This window comes from Fontisphaera persica (assembly GCF_024832785.1).
GTDB lineage: Bacteria > Verrucomicrobiota > Verrucomicrobiia > Limisphaerales > Fontisphaeraceae > Fontisphaera > Fontisphaera persica.
This window is the reverse complement of the sequence record NZ_CP116615.1, coordinates 2,550,556-2,572,903: the sequence shown is the minus strand read 5'-3', so window position 1 is coordinate 2,572,903 and position 22,348 is coordinate 2,550,556. Positions and strand designations below refer to the sequence as shown.

Genomic DNA, 22,348 nt, shown 5'->3' with positions numbered 1-22,348 from the left:
GGGTGAATCTAACATGGCCCAGGCGGCGGCTCAACTCAACCGGCCGCCGGCGGCAGGGCTGCCCGCAAGGCTTGAATAAAGGCCGGGCTGGTACCGCAACAGCCGCCAATGAATGCCGCCCCGGCGCGTGCCAGTTCCGGCGCAAAGCGGGCAAACTCGTCCGGGGTGGTGTGGTACACGGTGCGTCCGCCTTCCATCACCGGCAGGCCGGCGTTGGCTTTCATCCACAAAGGGCGGTCGGTGACGGCCCGCATTCGCTGGCAGATGGAGACAAAGCCCGCGATGCCCTGCCCGCAGTTGGCGCCCACGACATCGGCGCCGGCCTCGGCCAGGGCGGTGGCGGCTTGTTCAGGGGTGACGCCCATCAGGGTGCGGTCTTTGTTCTTGCCGGAATCAAACACCATGCAGCCGACGACGGGCAGGCCGGTGGCCTTGGCGGCCTGGACGGCCAGGGTGGCCTCGGTCAAATCGGCCATGGTTTCAATCACCAGGCCATCGGCGCCGGCTTCAGCCAGGGCCTGAGCCTGCTCTTGAAAGGCCGCGCTCAATTCTGCTTCGGTGACATCGCCGTTCATGAGCAGCTTGCCGGTGGGGCCAATGGAGGCAAACACCCGGGCGCGGCCGGAGGCTGCTTGGCGCGATAATTCCACGCCCCGGCGGTTGATGAGGAGGACCTGGTCGGCCAGGCCGTTTTCGGCGAGACGGAGGCGGTTGGCGCCGAAGGTGTTGGTGAGGATGAGTTGGCTGCCGGCGGCGAGGTAGGCGGCCGCTACTTCGCGCACGGCATCGGGGTGAGATAAATTCCAGGCATCCGGGAAATCCCCCACGGGCAGGCCGCGGGCTTGCAACTGGGTGCCCCAGGCGCCGTCGGTGAGGACGGGGCCATGCGCCAGCAGTGCGGCCAGAGTGGGATGCATGAGCGGGGCGGTGCGCCGGACGGCTCAGCGGCTCAGTACTTTTTGGGCCAGGGAGACCGCGCCCACGGCGTTGTCGCTGTAGCCGTCGGCGCCGATTTCATCGGCATATTTTTGGGTAATGGGCGCGCCGCCGATGAGGAATTTCACCTGGTCGCGCAGGCCGGCTTGTTTGAAGGCGTCAATGGTGGCCTGCATGGCGGTCATGGTGGTGGTGAGGAGGGCGGACATGGCGACGATTTGGGCATTTTTGGCTTTGACCGCCTCGATGAACTTTTCCGGCGCCACGTTGACGCCGAGGTCCACCACCTCGAAACCGCCGCCTTCGAGCATGGCCGCGACGAGGTTTTTGCCGATGTCGTGCAGGTCGCCTTTGACGGTGCCAATGACGACACGGCCCACTTTGGGGCCGCTGCTGGAGAGCAGCTTCATGCATTCCTTCATGGCCCGATTGGCCAGCAGCAGCTCCGGCACAAAGTATTCGTTGCACTCGAAACGCCGGCCCACTTCGGACATGGCGGGGATGATGCAATCCTTGACCAGCAGCTCCTGGTTGACGTTTTCGGCGATGTATTTTTGTGTCAGCGTCCTGGCTTCCGCGGCGTTGCCGCTGACAATGGCATCAAACAACGGTTGGAAATTTTGCATGAGCCCATCTAATCCCAACCCCTTTTTTTTGTCCAACATTCTTTTGCGCCAAAATCCGCAATTCCATGAATCTTCCACGGCCTGGAGGCGTCCAACTTCATGGCAACCTGTTGGCGGGGCGGGGGTGTGTGTCATTGGGGACCATGGGGCTGAAGTTCAGGGGAATGGAAAGAGCATTGGAAAGCTGAAAGTATGGCGCGACAACAACCGAAACAGCGTAGCGTCTCCGTCAAGGCGCTCATTATTCTGGTTTTGCTGGTGCTGCTGGGCGCCGGGGTGGCGTGGTGGGTGGATGATGTGCTCCACGGGCCGCCGCGGCCGTGGTATGCCCGGTACCAAATCAAGCGTTATTTGAAGGAGCAAACCGGCCAGTCCAAGTTTGAAACGAAGTTTAATCTGAATCTCGCCCAGGAAGTGGCCAAACTGGAAGCCCGGCTGGCAGAGATGGACAGCGCGTTGCGGGATTATGAGACCAATGCCAACCGCCTGCGCGCCGAAATTCAGCAAATCAACCGCGCCCTGACCACGCTGGCGGAACTCAACCGCCGGAAGGGCGTTTTGAGCAACCGCGTGCAAGACTTGGAAATGACGCTGCGGCGGGTGCCGCCGGCGTTAACCAATTTGCCGGCGGGGGTGTTGACCAATTTGGCCGCCATGCAAACAGAGCTGGCCGCATTGGCGGCGGTGGTGGACCCGGTCGTCAAACCGTTGCAGCCCTTGCGGGATGAAATCAATGCGCTGGAGAAACAGGTGGACGAAAAAACTCGCGCCCAAGCCCCGCTGCGGCGTGAGCTGGCGCAACTGCAACAGGAGGTCAAAGACGGCAAACGGATGCAGGGCACGAATGAGGTGGCCTTGACCGCGGAGGATGTGACGGCGGCCAACAATCGCATGGCGGAAATTCAAAACAGCTTGAACGTCATCGCGGCGGAATTGAAACCAGTGGAGGAGCAACTGGCGCAAAAGCAGGCCGAGTATGACAAGCAAATCGCGCCGGTGGCCGGGGCTTACCGCACGTTGCGCTGGCTCCAGCAGCGCGTCAATTCCGTGGGGCTGCTGGAGACCAACGTCCAACGGTTGCGATTGGACATCACCACGGGCGAACAAGATTTGGCAGGCCGGTTGAGTGCTCTGAACCTGGCGCCGGATATGGAGGCCCTGCGCAAGGCGCTGGCCGACCGGCAGGCGGCGGTGGCCGAGCTGGACAAAAAATATCAGCAACAAATCACCGACCGGGCCGCCTTGCGCAAAGATTTACTGGCCCAGAAGAATTTGCTGGCGGCGCAACAGGCGGATTTGAGCGCGCAATTCCGGCAGCGGTTGAACGTGGCGAAGACTTACCGCGAGATGTATGTGATTATGGGAGAAATGTTGACGGTGGTGGAGGACTTGATGAGCCGCGCCGATACCAATCAACAGCGGGTGGGCCTGCAAATGGCCATGCAGGCGGGGGTGTTGTGCAGCACGCCCAACCTGGTGGAGAATTACTGGCTGGCGGCGCGCATCGGCGAGGCCTACGTGCTGCCCTACCGGCATCTGGCCAATGACCCCAACCGCAAACCTCCTTTCACCCCCGATGCGCTGGTGCAAAGCTGCATTGCCGCTTATCGCAATGCCAATGAACCGGAGCGCATCATCCCCCTGCTGCGGGAAAATCTGGACCAGGCGAAGAATGACAAGGAGGCCAACCAGGCGCGGCTGGTGCTGGCGCAGGAGTTTGAGCAAAACTCGCGCTTCAAAGAGGCCCTGAAAATGTATCAGGCCGTGACGGATAAGAACCGCTGGGTGAGCAATAAAATTGCTGCAATGGAGCGCCGGGTGAAGTGACTTGCGGCGGGCCGGCCAGGGCGAAATCGGCGCAACGGCAAGAAAAACCGGCGCAGAAAAATGCTTGCCAGCGGCGGGCCATGCTCCTAATTTGGCCACGGTTGCTGGCGCATCCCGCAAGGATAGCGCCGGGTTTGCCGAGTGCGCGCTTAGCTTAGTGGAAGAGCGCTTCCTTCACACGGAAGAGGTCGGAGGTTCAAGTCCTCCAGCGCGCACCATCTTTTTTTCGCGAAAACCCCAATAACAAGGGGCAAAAGGGGGTTGAACCAGGTGCGCGGGATGAAGTTTTTGGTTTTAATTAACGCCAAGACGCAAGGGCGCGAAGACACAGGGGGTGAAGGTCTTACTGGGCGTCAAGTAGCGCACGCGTCCCCGATGTAGCGCAGGCGTCCCACCTGCGGGTTCACGGAGCCTCCCGGCTCCGTGATTGCAAAATTGCCGTCGTCAAACACACGCCTCTGGACGCACCAATCCGTACCTCAATCTCGCATTAGCCATAACGTATGGCGTCCCGTCCCGTGGGGCGGTATTCGGCTTGAAACTCGCAGGCCAAGGACAAGGGATGAATAATTATTTTTCTGCGGCTACCGTTCCCTCAACTTCATCTTGGCCTGCAGCCAGCAAAAGCGGGCGAAAATCCCACAACGCCCATTAACAGTTCCCCTCTCCCCCGGGAGAGAGCTAGGGATAGGGGCCTCTTCTCCCTCTTCGTTCCCTTCGTTTCCTTCTGTTCAAAATTTGTGTCCATTCGTGTTCATTCGTGGTTAATCTCCCCCCTTCACGCGCTCTGCCCCCTTTTCCCTCCACCCCATCGTAGCAGAAAGCCAAGGTGAGGGTCTGTAGCGCAGGCGTCTCCCCGTAGCGCAGGCGTCCCGCCTGCGGGTTCACGGAGCCTCCCGGCTCCGTGATTGCAGAACTGATAAGGTCAAGCGGACCCGTTCGGAAACAACAAACCGTGCGTTAATCTTTCATGCGCCGTAACGCAGGCGTGCATGAATCGCAAGGTGGGAATTGGCCTGCGGGACGCAGGTATCACCCGCAGGCGAGGACGCCTACGCTACATGGGGTACGCCTTGCGCTACGAAACCGCCCCTATGGCCTAGGTGAGGCAAGCCAAAAGCCGATTTGGGGGCGAATGAGGGCTTGAAGGGGAGGTGGTTTTGGGGGATATTGGGTTCGAGGTCAGCCACAAGATGCAGGTGAATGAAGCCATAGGCGCGTGGGCAATCGTCGAAGAGGGGAATTGTCCCGCAGTGCATGGGACAATGGGTGCGGTGCGCACGCATGTGTGGGGAGTGGATTTGTCGGAAACACTGAACGGGGCGGCTTCGGCTTCATGGGGTTTTCATAGGGGGTGGGCGGATGTTATTGGTCTCGGGGAGCACACGCCTCCGGCGTGTGCCCTTCGGCGTCCCGCCGAAGGGAAATTATTCCTCCACACGTCGAATGCGGCCACAGAGCAATGGATTGCCCAATACGAATACGGCCCGTTTGGCGAGCTCCTCCGCGCGACCGGCCCCCTGGCCCAGACCTTCCATCATCTCTTCTCCACCAAATACTACGACTGGGAAACCGGCCTGTACTATTACGGCCACCGTTACTACCATCCCCACACTGGCAGGTGGCCAAGTAGAGACCCAATGGGAGAAATGGGCGGAATGAACTGCTACTCGTTTCTGGGCAACGAACCAATTGGAGGCAACGACTACCTTGGTTTGTGGGATACAAGGATTCACCGGGACGCCACACGGCGGTGGGCCTTGAAAGCTGGCTACCCAGCCGATGCCGCCCAAGCGGTTGCTGATGCCGACGAGGCCGTTGACGAGAAATTTGGCTCAACTTCCTACATCACCGAGCCAGGCACGCAGTATCACTTTGACCGCAGCCTCAGCATGGGTGGCAGCGAGGACACGCGGAAGACAAAATACAAAGAGCACCTTCAGAAGGCGAAAGACCTTTGCACGACGTCCAAGGGAAACGACGACCCGAGCGCAGCCGCGAAGCAACTCGGAACAGGACTGCATCCTTACCAGGACTGGGTGGCACATGGCGACCACAACAAACGTCTCCTTGGCAGCTTTAGCAGTCTAAAGGACGTTCACAACGCCATGAGTCCGGCAAAAGGAACGACTGGTTTTCCTGATGACCCAGACTTGGACGCAAAGGGGTCGCCTGACGGACGTGCCACGCTTTCGGTTCTGCACTTTGTGGCTGACAAGAGCGGGAATATTCGCGATTGGGTGGATTACGAACGCGGCCACAAACGCTATCAGCTAACCCACTCAATGAGCAGTTCAGCGTTGAACGAATTCCGCGAATACGTTCGGGCAAACGGCGGCTGCAAGTGCAAGAAATACTACGGTGTCGAATGAGCCGAGTGCTCAGACGCAACTCGCCCCTCGTTCAAACATGAAAACGCCCTCAAAAATCCTGCTCATTGCCGCTGCTGGAGCGGTGGCTGGAGCTGCGGTTGATTGGTTTGCTCCTTGGGTGCTCGGTGCTTTGCCGGCCACATCTCCTATCCGTCGCTGCATGGAAAGTGGCTTGGGCGGCGTGGAACAAACTGGCCGGTTTTTCGCCGGACTGATTGATCCTTCACACAGAACACTAGCGCCGTCCGATTCCAGTTTCGCCTACGCTGCCTTCCTGCTGATCTTCTTTGCAGTGGTCGGCGCAGTGCTGGCGTTGTGTGGCTATTTCGGCGTAACCCTGCTGTTGAAATCGCTCGGGCTTCGTGGTCTGAAAGAGCGTGGCGGAGAATAGCAACGCGGCTGTCCCGCCAAGAGGTGTGAAAGAATTTTGCACCGCTCAGGCCGCGCCGGAGGAAGGTCGGCCACCGGCGCTTGAAAGGATGAGAATGAGAAGGCATAGGCAGACGATATGGTTGGCGCTCTGGCTCCTGAGCCAGACGCTGGGCTTTGCTTTGCCTGCCCTGTCCAGCGTCCCGGACCAAGGAATGCCGCCCAGCGCAGCCTGGGAGCAGTGCCGGGCCGTAAACGCCAAAGTTGTCTACGATGACTGTTGCTGGTCGTGCATGGTTTACGACCCGGAGTTTCCGCCCGCTACGACGCAAGCGTTGAGCTATCCGGGCGGAACAGTGGCGACAATCCCTGCCTATGACGTGTGCCCGGTTTCCACCATCCAAACTGCGGGTGCTCCACGTGCCCCACCGGTTGCCGAGGCAGGATTCCTTGCCGCAAAGGGAACAGCGAATGCCAATCGCATCGCAGGCGTTCGTGCTGTTGACGATTTCATAGCCCAAGCGCAAGCGAACGGAATGTTGGTAAGGGGGCGCGAGGTGACGTTCAATACACCGTTTGGCGCTCGCCGGATGGCCGTCATCCTGGAAAACCCGCAAAAGGGCCTGATTGGAGGCGTAGAAATCAAATCTTCAGTTGGCGCTTTTAATCGGTTTGATCGGGCTGCCCGCCAACAGTTCTCGGCTGACCGATGGATCAACACCTATGGTGCTACGTCAGTGGGAGAGCAGTCGGGAATTACCATCAACAACACCATCAAAATCCTGTGGCCAGCACCCGCCCCATGACGCTCGAATCGGCAAAACAGCTCCTCGACGGCTTTGTGCAGGGCGTTGTTTCAGCGCTTGGCTTTCAACGAGTGGAGCGCTTGATTTACACGCGGCCAGTCAACGAAGCTGCCGCTCTGTTCTCGTTTCCGTGCAGGCTCGACCCACGAGGGCCGGGTTGCTTTGGTTGTAACGTTGGGCTGCGCTTCCTGTCCCTTGAACCGTTTCTCCAAGGGGAGGCCAAGCCGATTGTTCCCACCGTGATGACGCCGCTACACCTGCTGCGCGAGAACAAGAGGTTCGCCGAATGGCAGTTCCATACGAGAGACGACTTGGAGCAGTTGCGGGACACGGTAACGCGCGAACTCACGGACATCGCGCTTCCGTTCGTCGAGAAACATTCCAGGCTAGCTGAGATTCGCCGCAAGGTGGAATCCACAACTCCAGCGGACTGGTTTGGCCTTGGCCCGGAAGGACGCCTCACAGTGTTGGCCGCGATTCAATTCGTTCAAGGTGACAAGCCCAACGCGTTGAAAACTCTCGACGATGCGTTGCTCGAACGAAAGGGGGCTTTGCCTGCGAAGCGATTGCCAATTGAAGCTGTGAGAAAGCGACTGGCGGCAGCGGCTTGACCCGCCGGTGTCCCGCCAAGTGGTGTAAGGGATCATGCGGCACTGAGGCCGTGCCGGAGTGGATTGGCCTGCTGCGCCTGCTGCCAGACTGTGGCCGGTGACAAAGGCGCTGCTTTGCGGGACGCCACCTGACAAGGCGATGAGCTGTAAACGCCTGGATGCCGTTCATGCGGAGGTTACAAGGCGCGGTTTTTGGGGCGTGGTCGTGGACGATAGCTCTTGACGCGGGGTCAATGGGGTGGTTCAGGCAAGACGCCTGTCTGCCGACAGGCAGGCCCGGTGCTGGGGCTGGCCGTGCCGGTCACCGGGCTGACGAGGAGGATGACTCTTTAGCCGCAGTAGCTGCCGCCGCTTAGAGGGACAACGGCGGCGACGAGAGGATGGAGCCATGAAGACTTGATTTAGGGCGTGGGAATAGAGGGCGAGAGCGGGGTTGGAGTTGACTTCGGCGGGACGCTTCCGCTTTGCGGGATGGGACGCAGACGCTGCGCGTCCGCTTGACCTTGGCAACTCAGAAATCACGGAGCCGGGAGGCTCCGTGAACTCGCAGGCGGGACGCCTGCGCTACAGACCCTCACCTTGGCCCTCTACGACGATGGGGTGGAGGGAAAAGGGGGCAGAGAGCGTCAAATGGAAAACACAGACCACTGGGAAAGACTGGGTGAATCATGACCCCCGTGGTTAAGATCAACGTGTTGAGTGCACGCCGCAAGGATGAGCTGCTGCACCTCCTCCGGAGGAGGTGCAGCAGCGGCGCGCCCCATCTGCTATCCTCCCGGCGTGCACACCACCTACTTTGAATTGTACCGTATGCGCACCCACCGCCATTGGTTGCGACAAAAACTCGTCGCCTTCGCCAAAACCCACGGCATCAAAGCCGCCGTCCGCGAGTTCGGCTGTTCCCGCAACACCGTCCGTAAATGGCTCCGACGCCACGTGCCCGGCAAGCCCTCCTCCCTCCAAGAACACAGCCGCCGCCCACGACGCTCCCCCCGCCGTATCCCCTCCGGCCTCGAAGGCCAAATCGTCAAACTCCGCCACCAAACCGGCTTCGGCGCCGAACGCCTCCAGCGCGAATTCGCCCTCCCCTGCAGCCACAACGCCATCGCCCGCGTCCTCCGCCAACACCATCTCCTCCGCCCACGCAAAAGAAACCCGCCACCAAAAACTCCTCCGCGCCCTCAAACGGAACTGGCCACTCTTCTCCCAACTCTCCGCCGATACCAAGTATTTACAGGACATTCCCCATTACTGGCCCCAAATGAACCGCCTCCACCTCCCCGCTTCCAATACACCGTCCGCGAACCAGTCTCCGGCGCCTGCTTCACCGGCTACGCCGACGAACTCTCAAATCCTACGCCACCCTCCTGGCCACACAACTCTCCGCCCACCTCGCCGCCCACGGCGTCAACCTCACCACCCTGGTCTGGCAAACCGACAACGGCAGTGAATTCCAAGTCAACCAACACCACCAAGGCCTCCCCGCCACCGTCCGCGCCCTCGGCTCCGACCACCGCTTCATCCCTCCCAAACGCTACACCTGGCAAAGCGACGTCGAAACCGTCCACCGCCTGGTCGAAGACGAATTCTTCGACCGCGAAACCTTCTCCAGCCCCCAAGACTTTTGGGCCAAAATCACCACCTACTGGCTGTACTTCAACCTCGTCCGCCCCAACCGCGGCAAAGAATGGCAAAGCCCACTCCAAATCCTCAACGCCAAGGCCCCAGCCCTCGCCGGGGCCCTAATCCACTGGCTCCCCTCAACCTCTCCCAACCCCACCATCCCGACTTGCCTCCACCCCTCCACCGGGGTCATGATCTACCCAGCTTTCCCTAAAACACAGACCACGAATGAACACGAATGGACATGGATTTTGAACAGAAGGAAACGAAGGGAACGAAGGGGGAAAACGCCCCCTCACCCTGGCCCTCTCCCAGAGGGAGAGGGAAATAGTCACCGTGCGTCGGATTATTCTGCCGGCGGTCTCTTGGCCACCCTTTGGTCTGCGGGACGCAGGCATTATCCCGCGCTGCGGGACGGGACGCCATACATTACGGCAAATCAAAGAATGACGGGCGGATTGGTGCTTACAGGGGGGTCTTTTTGAGGACGGCAATTCTGCAATCACGGAGCCGGGAGGCTCCGTGAACCCGCAGGCGGGACGCCTGCGCTACATGGGGCCGACGCCTGCGCTACGATGCAGGAAAATATGACGGGCGGATTGGTGCTTACAGGGGGGTCTTTTTGAGGACGGCAATTCTGCAATCACGGAGCCGGGAGGCTCCGTGAACTCGCAGGCGAGGACGCCTGCGCTACATGGGGCCGACGCCTGCGCTACGATGCAGGAAAATATGACGGGCGGATTGGTGCTTACAGGGGGGTCTTTTTGAGGACGGCAATTCTGCAATCACGGAGCCGGGAGGCTCCGTGAACCCGCAGGCGGGACGCCTGCGCTACAGACCCTCACCCTGGCCCTCTCCCAGAGGGAGAGGGGGGCATGTCGCCCCTACGGGACTGGAAAATCTGCGCGGGGGCGAAGCCAGAAAGCAGGTGGCTGACGGAGTGAAGTTGAGTTGTCCTACCATAGAAAGCGGCCGGCGTGCCTCAACCCAGGACGCCTTTCTTCGGGCATGCTATTTGGCGGACAAGAGGCGACTTCATAAGGCCAAGCTGGCCCAATCGAAAAAGGGCGGGACATGCAGCGGAGCAATGCCACAGGTGGCAGGGGTGAAAGGTGAAGCGGCAAGGTGGCATGATTGGATAGTCTTGTTTTTACACAAAAGCGGCGGCTCAGGACGCCCCCATGAATAGCCCCTCTGTGGGGCCTATGTGACTGGCAGGGTGCGCGCGGGGTGGAGGATGGTGCCCCGGCAAGGACTTGAACCTTGAACCAACGGATTAAGAGTCCGCTGCTCTACCATTGAGCTACCGAGGCACGCGCTGCCGCGCCGGCAGGGGGTGATGGATAACGGCAAGCCCGGGGTTTGTCAAGGGCTTTGGCGCGTCCATGCCCCGGCAGTTAATGTGCCGAAGCGCGGCCTGTGGCGCAAGGGATTTGTGGGGGGCGAAAAGCGGTGCGTGGCCTAAACCAGTTCTTCGTTGCCCAGCGGAGCGGGGGGCACCTTGGGCGCGGGACCGAGGCGGTAGCCGTTGGCCTTGATTTCCGCAGGGGTCAGGTCGAGCTGGGATTCGTTGAGGGCGAAGTCCCAGGTGACCGGCTGGCCGCTGTAGGCGCTCATGCGGCCCATGATGGCGGTGAGGGTGGCCTCGGCCACGGTGCGGCCTTCGTTGAGGGGTTGGCCGTTGCGGATGCTGGCAATGAGGTTGGCGTGCTCCTGTTCGTAAGGGTTGACGGAAGGGCCGTCGTATTTGAAGGCGTTGGGGCCGGTGATGTTGCCGGCGCTGGCGCGGCCTTTGGCGCCGATGACCAGCTCGGAGACGTTGGGTTTGGTCTTGTCAATTTGGCGGGCCATGGAGATGACAATGGCGCCGTTGGGGTAGCGGTAGCGGACGGCGAAGTGGTCGTAGATGTTGCCGAACTGGGGTTCGGTACGCCACTGGCGGCCGCCAACGGCGAGGGCCTCCACGGGGGTGGCGCCAATGGCCCAGTTGATGACGTCGAGGTTGTGGACGTGTTGCTCGACGATGTGGTCGCCGGAAAGCCAACTGTAGAAGTACCAGTTGCGGAGCATGGTTTCCATGCCGCTCCATTCTGGTTTGGGTTCGTGGTAGAAGCCATAGTGCCGCACGCAGCCGCCATTCCAGTAACATTCGCTGGCGAGGATTTCGCCGATGGCGCCTTCGCGCACGCGGCGCATGACCTCGATGTACGGGGGATGATGGCGGCGCTGGGTGCCAGCCACGATGGCCAGGCCTTTCTTTTTGGCCAGGTCACTGGAGGCGAGGATGGAGCGGATGCCGACGGGGTCCACCCCCACCGGTTTTTCCATGAAGACGTGTTTGCCGGCCTCAACGGCGGCCTTGAGGTGAGCCGGGCGGAAATGGGGCGGGCCAGCGAGGATGACCAGGTCCACGCCGGCGGCGAGGACCTTCTGGAAAGCGTCGAAGCCGCTGAAACAAGTTTCGGGCGTGGCGGTGACGCGGTCGGCCTTGGTCCAGGCGGAGGTGGCGCTCCAGTCTTTGCCGGCATTGTTGTCTTTCAGGCGCTTGTAGGCGGCCTGGACGCGGTCGGGGAAGATGTCGCCAAGGGCGGTGATTTCCACACCGGGGCTGGAGTCCACGCAATTCATGGCGGCGCCGATGCCGCGGACGCCACATCCGATGAGGCCCACGCGGAGGCGGTCGGTGCTGGCGGCAAAAACGCCGAGTCTGGCGCTGTTCAGGGCGGCGGCGGTGAGGGCCGCGGTGGTGGTGGCGGCGGAGGTGCGGAGGAAACGTCGGCGGTTCATGGTCTCAATTTTTTAAGTTTATCGCTTTTATGTGGGCGAGGTATCTGGGGAAGTAATAGCAGGTCAGGGGCCCCAAGGCCAACGGATTTTGAGGGGTGACATTATTTCAAGATTTGCCTAACTTCAAAATAGTCTGCCACCTGATTATGAAAACTGATGATGCTTCTGTGGGTTTCGTTCCATCGGATGTTTCGCGCCGCGTTTTTTTGCGCCTCACCAGCCGAACGGCGCTGGCCGCGTTGTTGTGGCCGGCGCTGGAGGGGGAGGCGGCCGCCGGGGAGGCCGCTTTGCGGCCCACGGGGCCTGGGGCGCGGTATGTGCCGCGGGTGAAGGCGGCGTTTGTGCGGCGGAAGGGGGATTATGGGATATTATGGCCGGGGGCGATTTATGATGGGGAGGCCGCCATGCGGCAGTACCGGCGGGAGATGGAAGCGGCGGAAAAGAGTCTGGGGATGAAAATTGATTTGCGGGCGGAACCCCTGTACTCGCTGGAGGAGGCGCAGGGTTGGCTGGCGGCGGCGCGGGAGGAAGGGGTGGATGGTTTGTTGGTGGTGGTGATGGACCGGCAGCAGCATGCCTGGCCGACGGTGGGGAAGGCGGTGGAGAGTGGTTTGCCGACGGTGGTTTTTTCGCCGGTGGGGACTTCGTTCACGACGAACACGGTGACGGTGGCGGAGAAGCCGGGGGTGTTTGTGGCGTCCACCAGTGATTTTAGGCAGGCGCGTTATGGGTTGAAGATGTTGCGGGCGGCGGCCAAGTTGCGGGAGATGCGGTGCCTGGTCATCAAAGGCAGCCAGCGGCAGGACACGCGGGTGGAGCCGTTTGGCACGCAATTGCGGTATGTGCCGGCGCAAACTTTTTTGGAGGAGTATCAGAAGACGCCGGTGGACAAGGAAATCCAGGGGCTGGCGCGGGATTATCTGCGGCGGGCGGTCAAAATCATGGGGGCGACGCGGGAGGATTTGGAAAACGGCATCAAGAGTTATGTGGTGGCGCGGCGGTTGTTGGAGCGGGAGGAGTGTGATGGGATTACGATGGACTGCCTGGGGGCGCTGGGGAAAACCAAGGTGAGCCTGCCGTGCATCGCGTGGTCGAAGATGCTGGATGTGGGCATTCCGGCGGCTTGCGAGGCGGATTTGGGGGCCATGGTCACGCATGCGCTGGTGCAGTTGTTGTTTGACAGGCCCGGCTTCCAGCAGGACCCGGTGGCTGAGACGGCGCGGGAGTGCCTGATTGGGGCGCATTGTTCATGTCCCACGCGGCTGCGGGGTTTTGACCAGAAGCCGGAGCGGTACGCCATCATGCATCATCACGGGGCGCGGGATGCGGTGCCGCGGCCTTACTGGCCGGTGGGGCAGCGGGTGACGATTGCGGATGTGGTGCTGCCGCAGAAGCAGGAGTACACCCGCGACATGATTGTCGCGCGGCCGCGGATGGTCATTGGCACGGGGACGGTGGTGGACAATGTGGCGGTGCCGCCCGCCGGCGGGTGTGTGGTTTCGGTGATGGTGAAGCTGGATACGCAGCCCAACCTGCTGACGTATCCGGGGTTTCACCAGTTATTCTTTTACGGAGACTTCAGAAAAGAACTGCTGGCGTATTGCCAGTTGTTCAACATTGAGCCGCTGGTGGCGTGAGCCGGGCAGGGGCGAGCGTGTCAGGGGAAAGTTTTGACTGGGCTTGCGCCGGTTTGGTACACCCGTGAACTGGTGCAAGGAAGCGGAAGAGGCTTGCCGGAGGGAAGGATGGAGCTGGAATGGCAAGGATGATGGCGGCCGGTCCGGCCGGCGATTGAAGGGCGTTGATTGGGGATGGGAATACGGGCATAAGTCAGTCGTTAACGGAATGCACTGTGGTGGCTTGAGAAAACGCGGGAGGGGGCCATTGCTCAACTGGCTGGCCCCCGTGGTGGTGGTTATGGCCAGTGCCGCAGCGCTGGCAGGGGCGCCTGCCGCCCCGCGGTTGGATTATGCCCGGCGCGTGGCGGTGGTGACCAACATGCCCGGCTTCGTGGCGTTCTGGGATTTTGTCAAACGGGAGCCTGGCGGCCGTGAAAGGTTTGTCGCGCATGTGCCTTCCGGGGCCACGAATGATTACGCGCTGGAGGCGGCCAATTACGTCAAGGAATACTGGGGCGAAGGCCGCGAGGCGACCTATGCCGATTTTCCGCTTATGGGCCGCGGCCCTTTTGGCAACGCCGTGCGCATCGTCAAGGAGACGGACCCAAGTTTCCGGCCGTTTCTCTTTGTGCCCCGCGCGCGTTTGCAGGATACGCCCCTTGACATCAAAGGGCCGGGCCGGTCGGTCAGTGTGGTGGTTTGGGCGATTCGGGAAAGTGGGAACCATGCTCTGGCCGGCATCTGGCATGAAGGGACGGACCTCGTGCAAAAGGAGACCGTCGGTATTCAAAAGGTGCAGCGGGGGCAACGGCAATATGCGCTGTTTGCCGGGCTGAACATCGAGGGCAGTGCCTGCGGTCACGTTTCCGAAAATGGGGCCAGTTCCTTTTTGAACCGCTATGCGCTGCACAAATGCAATTCGTTGGACCGGTCGCCGGCGGTGCCGGCTGATTCCCCGGCTGCAGTGCTGGATGCCGCGTGGCAGTGTTTCGCCATGACCTTTGACAATGAAAGGGATGAAATCACCGGCTGGCTCAATGGCGTGGCCGGGGAGCGATGGTTGGAGAATCCGAAACAAGACCGGTTGATTTCTTCCGCCTATCAGGCCTACATGCAGGGATATTATGCGCGTACTGCGACCCAAGAGCCGGAAGAGGACCCCCGCTTTCCTCGTGAGCAGTACTATAACCCTCCCGAAGACGCGCCGGATTGGGTCAAGGTTTTGTCGGAAACCGGCGAAGCGCGCCTGGAGCTGCGCCAGTATCGTTATACCCGCGTCCAAATCCAATTACGCAAACAGGCCGATGGTACGTGGAAAGAGAGCGGCCGTGAGCTGGTGGCGCTACGGCTGAACCCGTGGTGGTTTCCGCATGACATTTACGTGCCCAAAAATGACGGCAGCGGCGGACCCTTCACCATCGGGCGGGTGATTCATAGTTCACGCGGTGTGGGATTTACCGGGTGGATTGGCGGCGTGGCCGTGTACAACCGGGCCTTGACGGCGGAGGAGCTCCAACGTTTGGCGGCGTTGCGCACGATGGATTCTCGGCCTTGAGCGGGCGGAGGCAACCTGTCTGCCGGTGCTTCAGCGGCCAAGCAGTTCATCCTGAACCAGCGCGAGGGCGGCGATGGCGGCGGTGTCCACGCGCAGGACGAGGGGGCCGAGGGTGATGGGGCAGACGCCGCGCTCCAGGAGGGCGGCGACTTCAGCGGGGGAGAAATCTCCTTCGGGGCCGATCCATAAACCCACGGAGGCGGGCCATCGTCCATGGGTCTGGCGGAAGGCAGCGAGGTGGTCGCGGACGCGGGCCGTGCGGTGGGTGAGCAGGCCGGCCAGGTGGATTTCGCACTGGGGCCACAGGGTGAGGGCATCTGTCCAAGGCAGCGGGCCGAGGACTCGGGGCAGCCACGGCTGGCCGCATTGTTTGCAGGCCTCAATGGCGGCTTGTTGCCAGCGGGCGCGCTGGCGTTCCTGGCGGTCGGCTGTGGCGTGGGGGACGGTGTGCTCGGTGAGCACGGCGATGACGCGGGAGGCACCCAATTCGACGGCCTTGGCGAGGAGGGTGTCCCAAGTTTTATGTTTGGGCAGGGCTTGAAAGAGGGTGATTTGCGCCGGGGGCGGGGGCGCGGTTTCGTGGCGTTGCAGGTGCAACTCCACCGCGTGCGGGGTCACGGAGGAGACCGTGCAATAAAACTGGTTTCCCTGCCCATCGAGGATCTGGACTTCCTCGCCGCGGCGCAGGCGCAGCACGCGGGCGGCGTGGTGGGCTTCATCGCCGGTCAACTGCAGCGGGCGCGCGGCGCAGGCTTCCGGGGGCAGGTAGAAACGGTGCATAGGGGGCCGGGCTGGTGGGCCGGTCAACGGAAGAAGTCTTTGGCCTTCTCAAAGAAGCTGCGGCTGATGGGGTTGACGTCGTTGCCACACATGGCCGCGAATTCCTGCAATTTGGCGCGCTGGGCGGCGTTCAGTTTGGTGGGCACCTCCACCTGGATGCGGACGAGGAGGTCGCCGGCGCCATCGCCGTGCAGATTTTTAATACCCCGGCCTTTGAGGCGGAACATGGTATTGGGCTGGGTGCCGGCGGGGATTTTGATGCTGGCTTTGCCGGTGAGGGTGGGGACCTCGATTTCACCGCCGAGGGCGGCCTGGACGAAACTGATGGGCACTTCGCAGATGAGGTCGTCGCCGTCCCGTTGGAAAATGGGATGGGGCTTGACGTGAATGACCACGTGCAAATCGCCGGACGGCCCGCCGCGCAGGCCGGCCTCGCCGTTGCCGCGGGAGCGGAGGCGCACGCCGGTATCCACGCCGGCGGGGATGGCGATGCGGATGGTGGCCGGTTTTTCGCGGCGTCCCTCGCCATGACAATGCCGGCAGGGGCGGTCCAGGACATGGCCGGCGCCCTCGCAGCGGGGGCAGGTCTGGCGGATGCTGAAAATGCCGTGAGAGGCGATGACCTGACCGTGGCCGCCGCAGGTGGAGCAGGCGCGGCGTTGGGCGCCGGGTTCGCCGCCGGAGCCGTCGCAATGCTCGCACACTTCCAGGCGGGAGAGGCGGATTTCCTTTTCGCAGCCGCGGGCGGCTTCTTCGAGGGTGATTTCCAGGTCGTAGCGCAGGTCGGAGCCGCGCTGGGCGCGGCCCGCCTCGCGCCGGCTGCCGCCGCCAAACATTTCCTCAAAGATGCTGCTGCCGCCGAAGACCTGGCTGAAGATGTCGAAAGGATCATGGAATTCGCCGGACCATGTGCCGCGCGCGCCGGCGGCTGAGGCGGCACGGGCGCGCGGGTCGAAGGCGGCGTGGCCGTATTGGTCATAAGCGGCGCGCTTGTCGGGGTCGCTCAGGACTTCGTAGGCCTCGGCCAGCTCTTTGAATTTTTCCTCGGCGGATTTGTCGCCGGGGTTTTTGTCGGGATGGTATTTAATCGCCAGCTTGCGATAGGCCTTTTTAATGTCCTCCGCCGAGGCGTTTTTCTCGACACCCAGCACTTCGTAATAGTCCCTTTTGGCCATAGGTCAGGAATCAGGCGGATGGGGCTTGGGGCTCAGGGGGCACGGCCACCACGACACTGGCCGGGCGCAGGAGGCGTTCTTTGAGCCGGTAACCGCGGCGGATTTGTTTGATGACGTGTCCCTCGGGCGCGGCGGCGGTGGCTTCCTGAGCGACGGCCTCATGCAGGGCCGGGTCGAAGGGTTTGCCCAGGGCGTCAATTTCCTCCAGGCCCGCCTCGAGGAGGAGATTGCGGAGCTGTTGATGCACCATGACAATGCCCGCCTGCAGCGATTGGACGGAGCCGGCGGCGCCATTGGCTGGCTGGGCGAAAGCGGCCAGGGCCATTTCAAAATGGTCCATGACCGGCAGCAGCTTTTCCAGCAAGGCCGCGTTGGCAAACTTGATGGCGTCCTGGCGCTCGCGGGCGGCGCGTTTTTTGAAATTGTCAAAATCGGCCGCCAGCCGCAGGAGGCGGTCGTAGTATTCATCCGCTTTGGCGGCTTTCTGGCGCAACTCCTCCAGTGCCGCGTCCTGAAGCGCCTCCGATTCAAAGGGCGCCTCCACCGGAGCGGTGGCGTTGGCCTGGCTGGCCTCTGCCGTTGGTGTTGAAGCCTCTGGAGGCGATTGATTCTGTTTCTCTTGCTCCATAATCTGCATCATCCCTTTCTGCCACTGTCTATTCCTTAAACTAAAGTGCTAGTGTAACAGAAAAACAGGCGCTCGGCAACCGGAGGAAAAATGGAGGGGCGGCGGGCGAGGCGCCGGCTGGGGGGCTGGAGGGGGGAAAACGATAAGCCGGCTTGCCAGCGGCGGGGCCGCGTGGCATCGTCAACGGGCATGAACACCGAGCAGCAAGTCCAGCAGTTTCGTGAAGCCTTTGGGGCCTTACAGCAGGAGGTGCACAAGGTCATTGTGGGGCATCGGGAGATTGTGGAGCTGACGTTGACGGCGGTTTTTGCCGGCGGGCACGTGCTGCTGGAAGGGGTGCCGGGGCTGGGCAAGACCTTGCTGGTGCGCACGCTGGGGGAGGTGCTGGACCTGTCCTTCAATCGCATCCAATTCACGCCAGATTTGATGCCGGCGGACATTCTGGGCACCAATATCGTCATGGAGACCAGCGCCGGGCGGCGGGAGTTTCAGTTTCAGCGTGGCCCGATATTTGCGCATTTGATTCTGGCGGATGAAATCAACCGGGCGACGCCCAAGACGCAGTCGGCGATGCTGGAAGCCATGCAGGAGAAAAGCGTGACGGCGGGGGGAGAAATCCGGCGGCTGGAGGAGCCGTTTTTCGTGCTGGCCACGCAGAATCCGATAGACCAGGAGGGGACATATCCGCTGCCGGAGGCGCAATTGGACCGGTTTTTCTTCAAGATTCTGGTGGGCTACCCGGCGGCGGCGGAGTTGAGCGAGGTGTTGAATCGGACCACCACCGGGGCGGAGAGCCGGGTGGAGAAGGTGCTGCGCCGCGAGCAGTTGCTGGCGTTTCAGAAACTGGTGCGCCAGGTGCCGGTGGCGTCGCATGTGCAGGATTATGCGGTGCGGCTGGTGCTGGCCACGCATCCCAAGACGGCGGGCGCGCATCCGCTGGCCAACCAATACCTGCGGTTTGGCAGCAGTCCGCGGGGGGCGCAGACGTTGTTGCTGGCGGCCAAAGTGCGGGCTTTGGCGGGAGGGCGGTTCAACGTGAGCTTTGCGGATATCAAGGCGGTGGCGCTGCCGGCGCTGCGGCATCGGTTGATTTTGAATTTTGAAGCGGAGGCGGAAGGGATTACGACCGACCACATTTTGACGAAAATGCTCGAGGAAGTGCCGGACATGGCGCCGGCGGCGGCCTGAGGCATATCCCACTGCATGAGAGCCTCATTTTTACGGAGCGGCTGGCGGCGGTGCGCGTGGCAGGGAGGGTTGTTGCTGGCCGTCCTGGTGGGGGCCGGGCTGGCCACGCCGGCAGGGGGAGCCGTGGGGGTCATCGTTGAGGCGTCGCGCACGAACGGGGTGATTCGCCCGGTGCATGGGGTGAACCTGGGGCCGTTGTGTTATCGGGGGATGGTGGATTTAACGGCGCATCACCGGGAACTGGGCGTGCCGTACACGCGGGTGCACGATGTGGTCTGGGTCAATGCTTACGCGGTGGATGTGAGCACGATTTTCCGGGATTTCCGGCAAAATCCGCAGGACCCGGCCAGTTATGATTTTGCGTGCACGGATGATTATCTGGCGGCCATTACCAATGCCGGGTCGCGGATTATTTACCGGCTGGGGGAGAGCATCGAGCACACGCCGCGCAAATACCGGGTGCATCCGCCGCCGGAGCCGCGGCGGTGGGCTGAAATCTGCCTGGGCATTATCCGGCATTACAATGAGGGATGGGCCCAGGGTTTCCGGCACGGCATCGAGTATTGGGAAATCTGGAATGAGCCGGATGTGCGGCCGGCGATGTGGACGGGGACGGACGCCCAATTTTTCGAGCTTTACGAGACGACGGCGCGGGCAATCAAGCGCGAGTTTCCGCGCTTGAAGGTGGGGGGGCCGGGGCTGGGGGGGACGGGGGATTTTGTGGATGGGCAATTTCGCCCCACGGCATTTGCCACGAATTTCCTGGCTTATTGCCGGGCGCGGCAGGCGCCGCTGGATTTTTTATCGTGGCATCGGTACACCAGCGATCCGTGGGACATACCCCGGCGGGCGGCGGCGATGCGGCGGCTGCTGGATGACTACGGTTTCAGGGACACGGAGAGTCATTTTAATGAATGGAATTATCTGCCGCGGGAGGATTGGCGGCCGATGTTCAAGGAGGGGCAGGGGCCGGAGCGGGAGGCGTGGTTTCGGGAGATGAGCGGGCCGGCGGGGGCGGCGTTTGCGGCGTGCGTGCTGACGCATTTGCAGGAGGCGCCGGTGGAGGTGGCCAATTTTTACACGGGGGAAATTCAGGGGTTTGGACTGTTCAATTTTCACGGCACGCCGCAGAAGAATTACTATGCCTTTCTGGCTTTCCGGCGCATGCTGGACACGCCGGAGCGGGTGGTGACGGAGGGGGCGCCGCAAGGGATGACGGTGCTGGCGGGGCGCCATTTCGCAAGGAAAGAGCTGCAGGTGCTGTTTGCCAATTTCCGGCAGCCGGAGCGGGAGCTGGCCGTGCACCTGCGCGGTCTGCCGTGGGAGACGGAGACAGAATGGGAGTGGCGGGTGGTGGATGAGCAATCCAACCTGGACCGCCGGGCGCAGGGCCGGCTGGGGGGCGGCGGCGATGCCCGGATTACGCTGAGCCTGCCGATGCCGGGCGTGGGATGGCTGAGGCTGAAGGGGCGGTGAGCGGGGCGGGCGGCTCAGAGGGGTAAAAAAAGCCGCCCCGCATCGCACGGGGCGGCGTTGTTGACCATGACGGCTTGCGCCGTTCAGGCCTCGAAACTCTTGCCGCAGCCGCAGGAGCTGTGGGCGTTGGGATTCTTGATTTTGAATCCGCCGCCGCTCAGCTCGTCGCTGTAATCAATGACACTGCCCTTCAGGTAGTTGGCGCTGAAGGGGTCCACCACGACGGCAACCCCATTAAATTCCGCGCTCAAGTCATCGGGCCGTTTTTCATCAAAGGTCATGCCATATTGCAGACCGGAGCAGCCCCCGGCTTCCACGTAAACCCGGAGGGCCTTGCCCGCATTTTCCTTCTCGCTGTCCAGGATGCTCCTGACCTGGCGCGCGGCGCTGTCGGTCAGGGTCACCACCGGGGTGGTCTGTGTGTCAGTGCTCATAAAAGTTATCGGTTAATCCGCTACAAACTTAAGCTGCTTATGGTGCTGTTAGTTGCAGCTAATGAAACGTAGGCGCGGGCCGCGGGAATGTCAAATGCGGCCACCGCAAATAAAAAATCGCCCGGTCGGGGAAGGGCCGGGCGATGGCCGATGCAAGGCGCAAAGGGGTTATTTCTTCCAGGGCGCCGGGATGTAATGGAAGTGCGGACCCCAACGTTCAAAGGCGGCCTTGTCCAGCATTTCGCGGTGATTGGGATGGGCGATGCTGGTGATGAGGCGGGCGCGTTCCTGGAGGGATTTGCCGTAGAGGTTGACCGCGCCATACTCGGTGACCAGCCAGTGGATGCTGGCGCGGGTGGTGACGACGCCGGCGCCGACTTTGAGCGTGGGGACGAGTTTGCTGATGCCCTTGTCGGTTTGGGAGGGCATGGCGAGGATGGGCTTGCCGCCCTTGGAGAGGGAGGCGCCGCGGAGGAAGTCAATCTGGCCGCCCACGCCGCTGAAGTGTTTGGTGCCGATGGAGTCGGCGCAGACCTGGCCGGTGATGTCCACTTCGATGGCGGAGTTGATGCTGGTGACCTTGGGGTTGCGCTTGATGACGTCCAGGCTGTTGGTGTAGCCGACGTCCATCATCATGACCTCGGGGTTGTCGTGGATGAAGTCGTACACCTTGCGGGAGCCCATGAGGAAGGTGGCCACGATGCGGCCGCGGTCAATGGCTTTTTCCTTGCCGTTGATGACGCCTTTTTCCACCAGGGGCAGGACGCCGTCGGCAAACATTTCGGTGTGAATGCCCAGGTTTTTGTGATTGCCGAGCTGGGCGAGCACGGCATTGGGGATGGCGCCGATGCCCATTTGCAGGGTGGCGCCGTCTTCGACCAGGGCGGCGACGTGTTTGCCAATGGCCTGCTCGATTTCATTGGGTTCGGCAAAATTGGCTTCGTACAGGGGCGAATTATCTTCGCACCAGATGTCAATCATGTCGGACTTGATCATGGCATCGCCGAAGGCGCGGGGGATGTTGGGGTTGATGGTGGCGATGACGGTGTCGGCGCATTCCACGGCGGCGAGGGTGGCCTCGACGGAGGTGCCGAGGGAGACGTAGCCGTGTTTGTCCGGCGGGGAGACGGAGATGAGGGCGACGTTGACGGGGGTGTAGCCTTCGCGGATGAGGCGCTGGGTTTCGCCCAGGAAAACGGGGATGTAGTCGGCGTAGCCTTCCTGGGTGGCTTTGCGGACGTTGTGGCCCACGAAATAGGAGTTCAACTGAAAGACGCCTTCGAGGTCCCGCTCCACGTAATGGGCCGGTCCTTCGGTGTGGAGGTGGCGGATGGTGACGTTCTTGATTTCGCCGGCGCGGCCGCGTTCGACCATGGCCTGGACCACTTTGTGGGGGACGCAGGCGATGGCGTGAATATGGACGCAGTCGCCGGATTTAATGACTTTGACGGCTTCCTGGGGAGAAACGATTTTCATATCCGTAATGTGCTCAATCAACACTGCTACCGTTTGGTATTACAAAAACAAATCATCGGC

The 22,348-nt window shown here is 61.7% G+C and carries 18 protein-coding genes and 2 tRNA genes; 10 read left to right on the top strand and 10 right to left on the bottom strand.

What is annotated here, in order from left to right; all coding sequences use genetic code 11:
- Positions 1–35: 35 nt before the first annotated feature.
- Positions 36–917 (bottom strand): homocysteine S-methyltransferase family protein, encoded by an 882-nt coding sequence (locus NXS98_RS09515; RefSeq protein WP_283844727.1) that lies wholly within the window; start codon positions 915–917, stop codon positions 36–38.
- A 24-nt stretch (positions 918–941) separates the two neighbouring features.
- Entirely contained in the window at positions 942–1,562 is a 621-nt protein-coding gene (locus NXS98_RS09510; RefSeq protein ID WP_283844726.1) for a cobalamin B12-binding domain-containing protein, read from the bottom strand.
- A gap of 192 nt (positions 1,563–1,754) precedes the next feature.
- Between NXS98_RS09510 and NXS98_RS09505 the strand changes: the two genes are divergently transcribed.
- The 6 genes from NXS98_RS09505 (at position 1,755) to NXS98_RS09480 (ending at position 7,547) form a co-directional block, all read left to right on the top strand.
- On the top strand, positions 1,755–3,389 hold the full coding sequence (locus NXS98_RS09505) for a coiled-coil domain-containing protein (protein WP_283844725.1): 1,635 nt from the start codon (positions 1,755–1,757) through the stop codon (positions 3,387–3,389).
- A gap of 143 nt (positions 3,390–3,532) precedes the next feature.
- Positions 3,533–3,607: transfer RNA gene (locus tag NXS98_RS09500), tRNA-Val, on the top strand.
- Between the two features lie 942 nt (positions 3,608–4,549).
- The gene (locus NXS98_RS09495; protein WP_283844724.1) at positions 4,550–5,761 is read left to right on the top strand and encodes an RHS repeat-associated core domain-containing protein; all 1,212 of its coding nucleotides are present in this window, start codon (positions 4,550–4,552) and stop codon (positions 5,759–5,761) included.
- A 37-nt stretch (positions 5,762–5,798) separates the two neighbouring features.
- Positions 5,799–6,152 (top strand): hypothetical protein, encoded by a 354-nt coding sequence (locus tag NXS98_RS09490; protein ID WP_283844723.1) that lies wholly within the window; start codon positions 5,799–5,801, stop codon positions 6,150–6,152.
- A gap of 271 nt (positions 6,153–6,423) precedes the next feature.
- Positions 6,424–6,936, top strand: a complete 513-nt coding sequence (locus NXS98_RS09485; RefSeq protein WP_283844722.1) for a hypothetical protein — start codon at positions 6,424–6,426, stop codon at positions 6,934–6,936.
- Positions 6,915–7,547, top strand: a complete 633-nt coding sequence (locus NXS98_RS09480; protein ID WP_283844721.1) for a hypothetical protein — start codon at positions 6,915–6,917, stop codon at positions 7,545–7,547. Before NXS98_RS09485 ends, NXS98_RS09480 begins: the two co-directional genes overlap by 22 nt.
- 1,331 nt (positions 7,548–8,878) lie before the next feature.
- On the opposite strand, the gene NXS98_RS09475 is transcribed toward NXS98_RS09480, so the two are convergent.
- The 3 genes from NXS98_RS09475 to NXS98_RS09465 form a co-directional block, all read right to left on the bottom strand.
- Positions 8,879–9,166: a hypothetical protein gene (locus NXS98_RS09475; protein ID WP_283844720.1), complete on the bottom strand. Its 288-nt coding sequence runs from the start codon at positions 9,164–9,166 to the stop codon at positions 8,879–8,881.
- A 1,242-nt stretch (positions 9,167–10,408) separates the two neighbouring features.
- A tRNA-Lys gene (locus NXS98_RS09470) sits at positions 10,409–10,483 on the bottom strand.
- Positions 10,484–10,631: 148 nt separating this feature from the next.
- Positions 10,632–11,957 carry a Gfo/Idh/MocA family protein gene (locus NXS98_RS09465; protein ID WP_283844719.1) on the bottom strand — a complete coding sequence of 442 codons (1,326 nt, stop codon included), beginning with the start codon at positions 11,955–11,957 and terminating at the stop codon, positions 10,632–10,634.
- Positions 11,958–12,103: 146 nt separating this feature from the next.
- On the opposite strand from NXS98_RS09465, the gene NXS98_RS09460 reads away from it, so the two are divergent.
- Both NXS98_RS09460 and NXS98_RS09455 read left to right on the top strand, forming a co-directional pair.
- On the top strand, positions 12,104–13,594 hold the full coding sequence (locus NXS98_RS09460) for a hypothetical protein (protein ID WP_283844718.1): 1,491 nt from the start codon (positions 12,104–12,106) through the stop codon (positions 13,592–13,594).
- Positions 13,595–13,817: 223 nt separating this feature from the next.
- Positions 13,818–15,131: a LamG-like jellyroll fold domain-containing protein gene (locus NXS98_RS09455; protein WP_283844717.1), complete on the top strand. Its 1,314-nt coding sequence runs from the start codon at positions 13,818–13,820 to the stop codon at positions 15,129–15,131.
- A gap of 30 nt (positions 15,132–15,161) precedes the next feature.
- Here NXS98_RS09455 and NXS98_RS09450 read toward each other — a convergent pair whose 3' ends face one another.
- The 3 genes from NXS98_RS09450 to grpE are packed head-to-tail and all read right to left on the bottom strand — an operon-like array spanning position 15,162 to position 17,714.
- Complete coding sequence (locus NXS98_RS09450; RefSeq protein WP_283844716.1) at positions 15,162–15,911, bottom strand: RsmE family RNA methyltransferase; 750 nt, start codon at positions 15,909–15,911, stop codon at positions 15,162–15,164.
- A 23-nt stretch (positions 15,912–15,934) separates the two neighbouring features.
- Positions 15,935–17,086, bottom strand: coding sequence for a molecular chaperone DnaJ (gene dnaJ, locus NXS98_RS09445; protein WP_283844715.1), 1,152 nt, complete (start codon positions 17,084–17,086; stop codon positions 15,935–15,937).
- 10 nt (positions 17,087–17,096) lie between these two features.
- Positions 17,097–17,714: a nucleotide exchange factor GrpE gene (gene grpE / locus NXS98_RS09440; protein WP_283844714.1), complete on the bottom strand. Its 618-nt coding sequence runs from the start codon at positions 17,712–17,714 to the stop codon at positions 17,097–17,099.
- A 189-nt stretch (positions 17,715–17,903) separates the two neighbouring features.
- Here grpE and NXS98_RS09435 point away from each other — a divergent pair, with 189 nt between their 5' ends.
- Both NXS98_RS09435 and NXS98_RS09430 read left to right on the top strand, forming a co-directional pair.
- Positions 17,904–18,902, top strand: coding sequence for an AAA family ATPase (locus NXS98_RS09435; RefSeq protein WP_283844713.1), 999 nt, complete (start codon positions 17,904–17,906; stop codon positions 18,900–18,902).
- A gap of 15 nt (positions 18,903–18,917) precedes the next feature.
- Entirely contained in the window at positions 18,918–20,378 is a 1,461-nt protein-coding gene (locus NXS98_RS09430) for a GH39 family glycosyl hydrolase (protein WP_283844712.1), read from the top strand.
- An 83-nt stretch (positions 20,379–20,461) separates the two neighbouring features.
- On the opposite strand, the gene erpA is transcribed toward NXS98_RS09430, so the two are convergent.
- Both erpA and NXS98_RS09420 read right to left on the bottom strand, forming a co-directional pair.
- Positions 20,462–20,812, bottom strand: a complete 351-nt coding sequence (gene erpA / locus NXS98_RS09425; RefSeq protein ID WP_283844711.1) for an iron-sulfur cluster insertion protein ErpA — start codon at positions 20,810–20,812, stop codon at positions 20,462–20,464.
- A 168-nt stretch (positions 20,813–20,980) separates the two neighbouring features.
- Positions 20,981–22,288 (bottom strand): acetyl-CoA hydrolase/transferase family protein, encoded by a 1,308-nt coding sequence (locus NXS98_RS09420; protein ID WP_283844710.1) that lies wholly within the window; start codon positions 22,286–22,288, stop codon positions 20,981–20,983.
- Between the last annotated feature and the right edge of the window lie 60 nt (positions 22,289–22,348).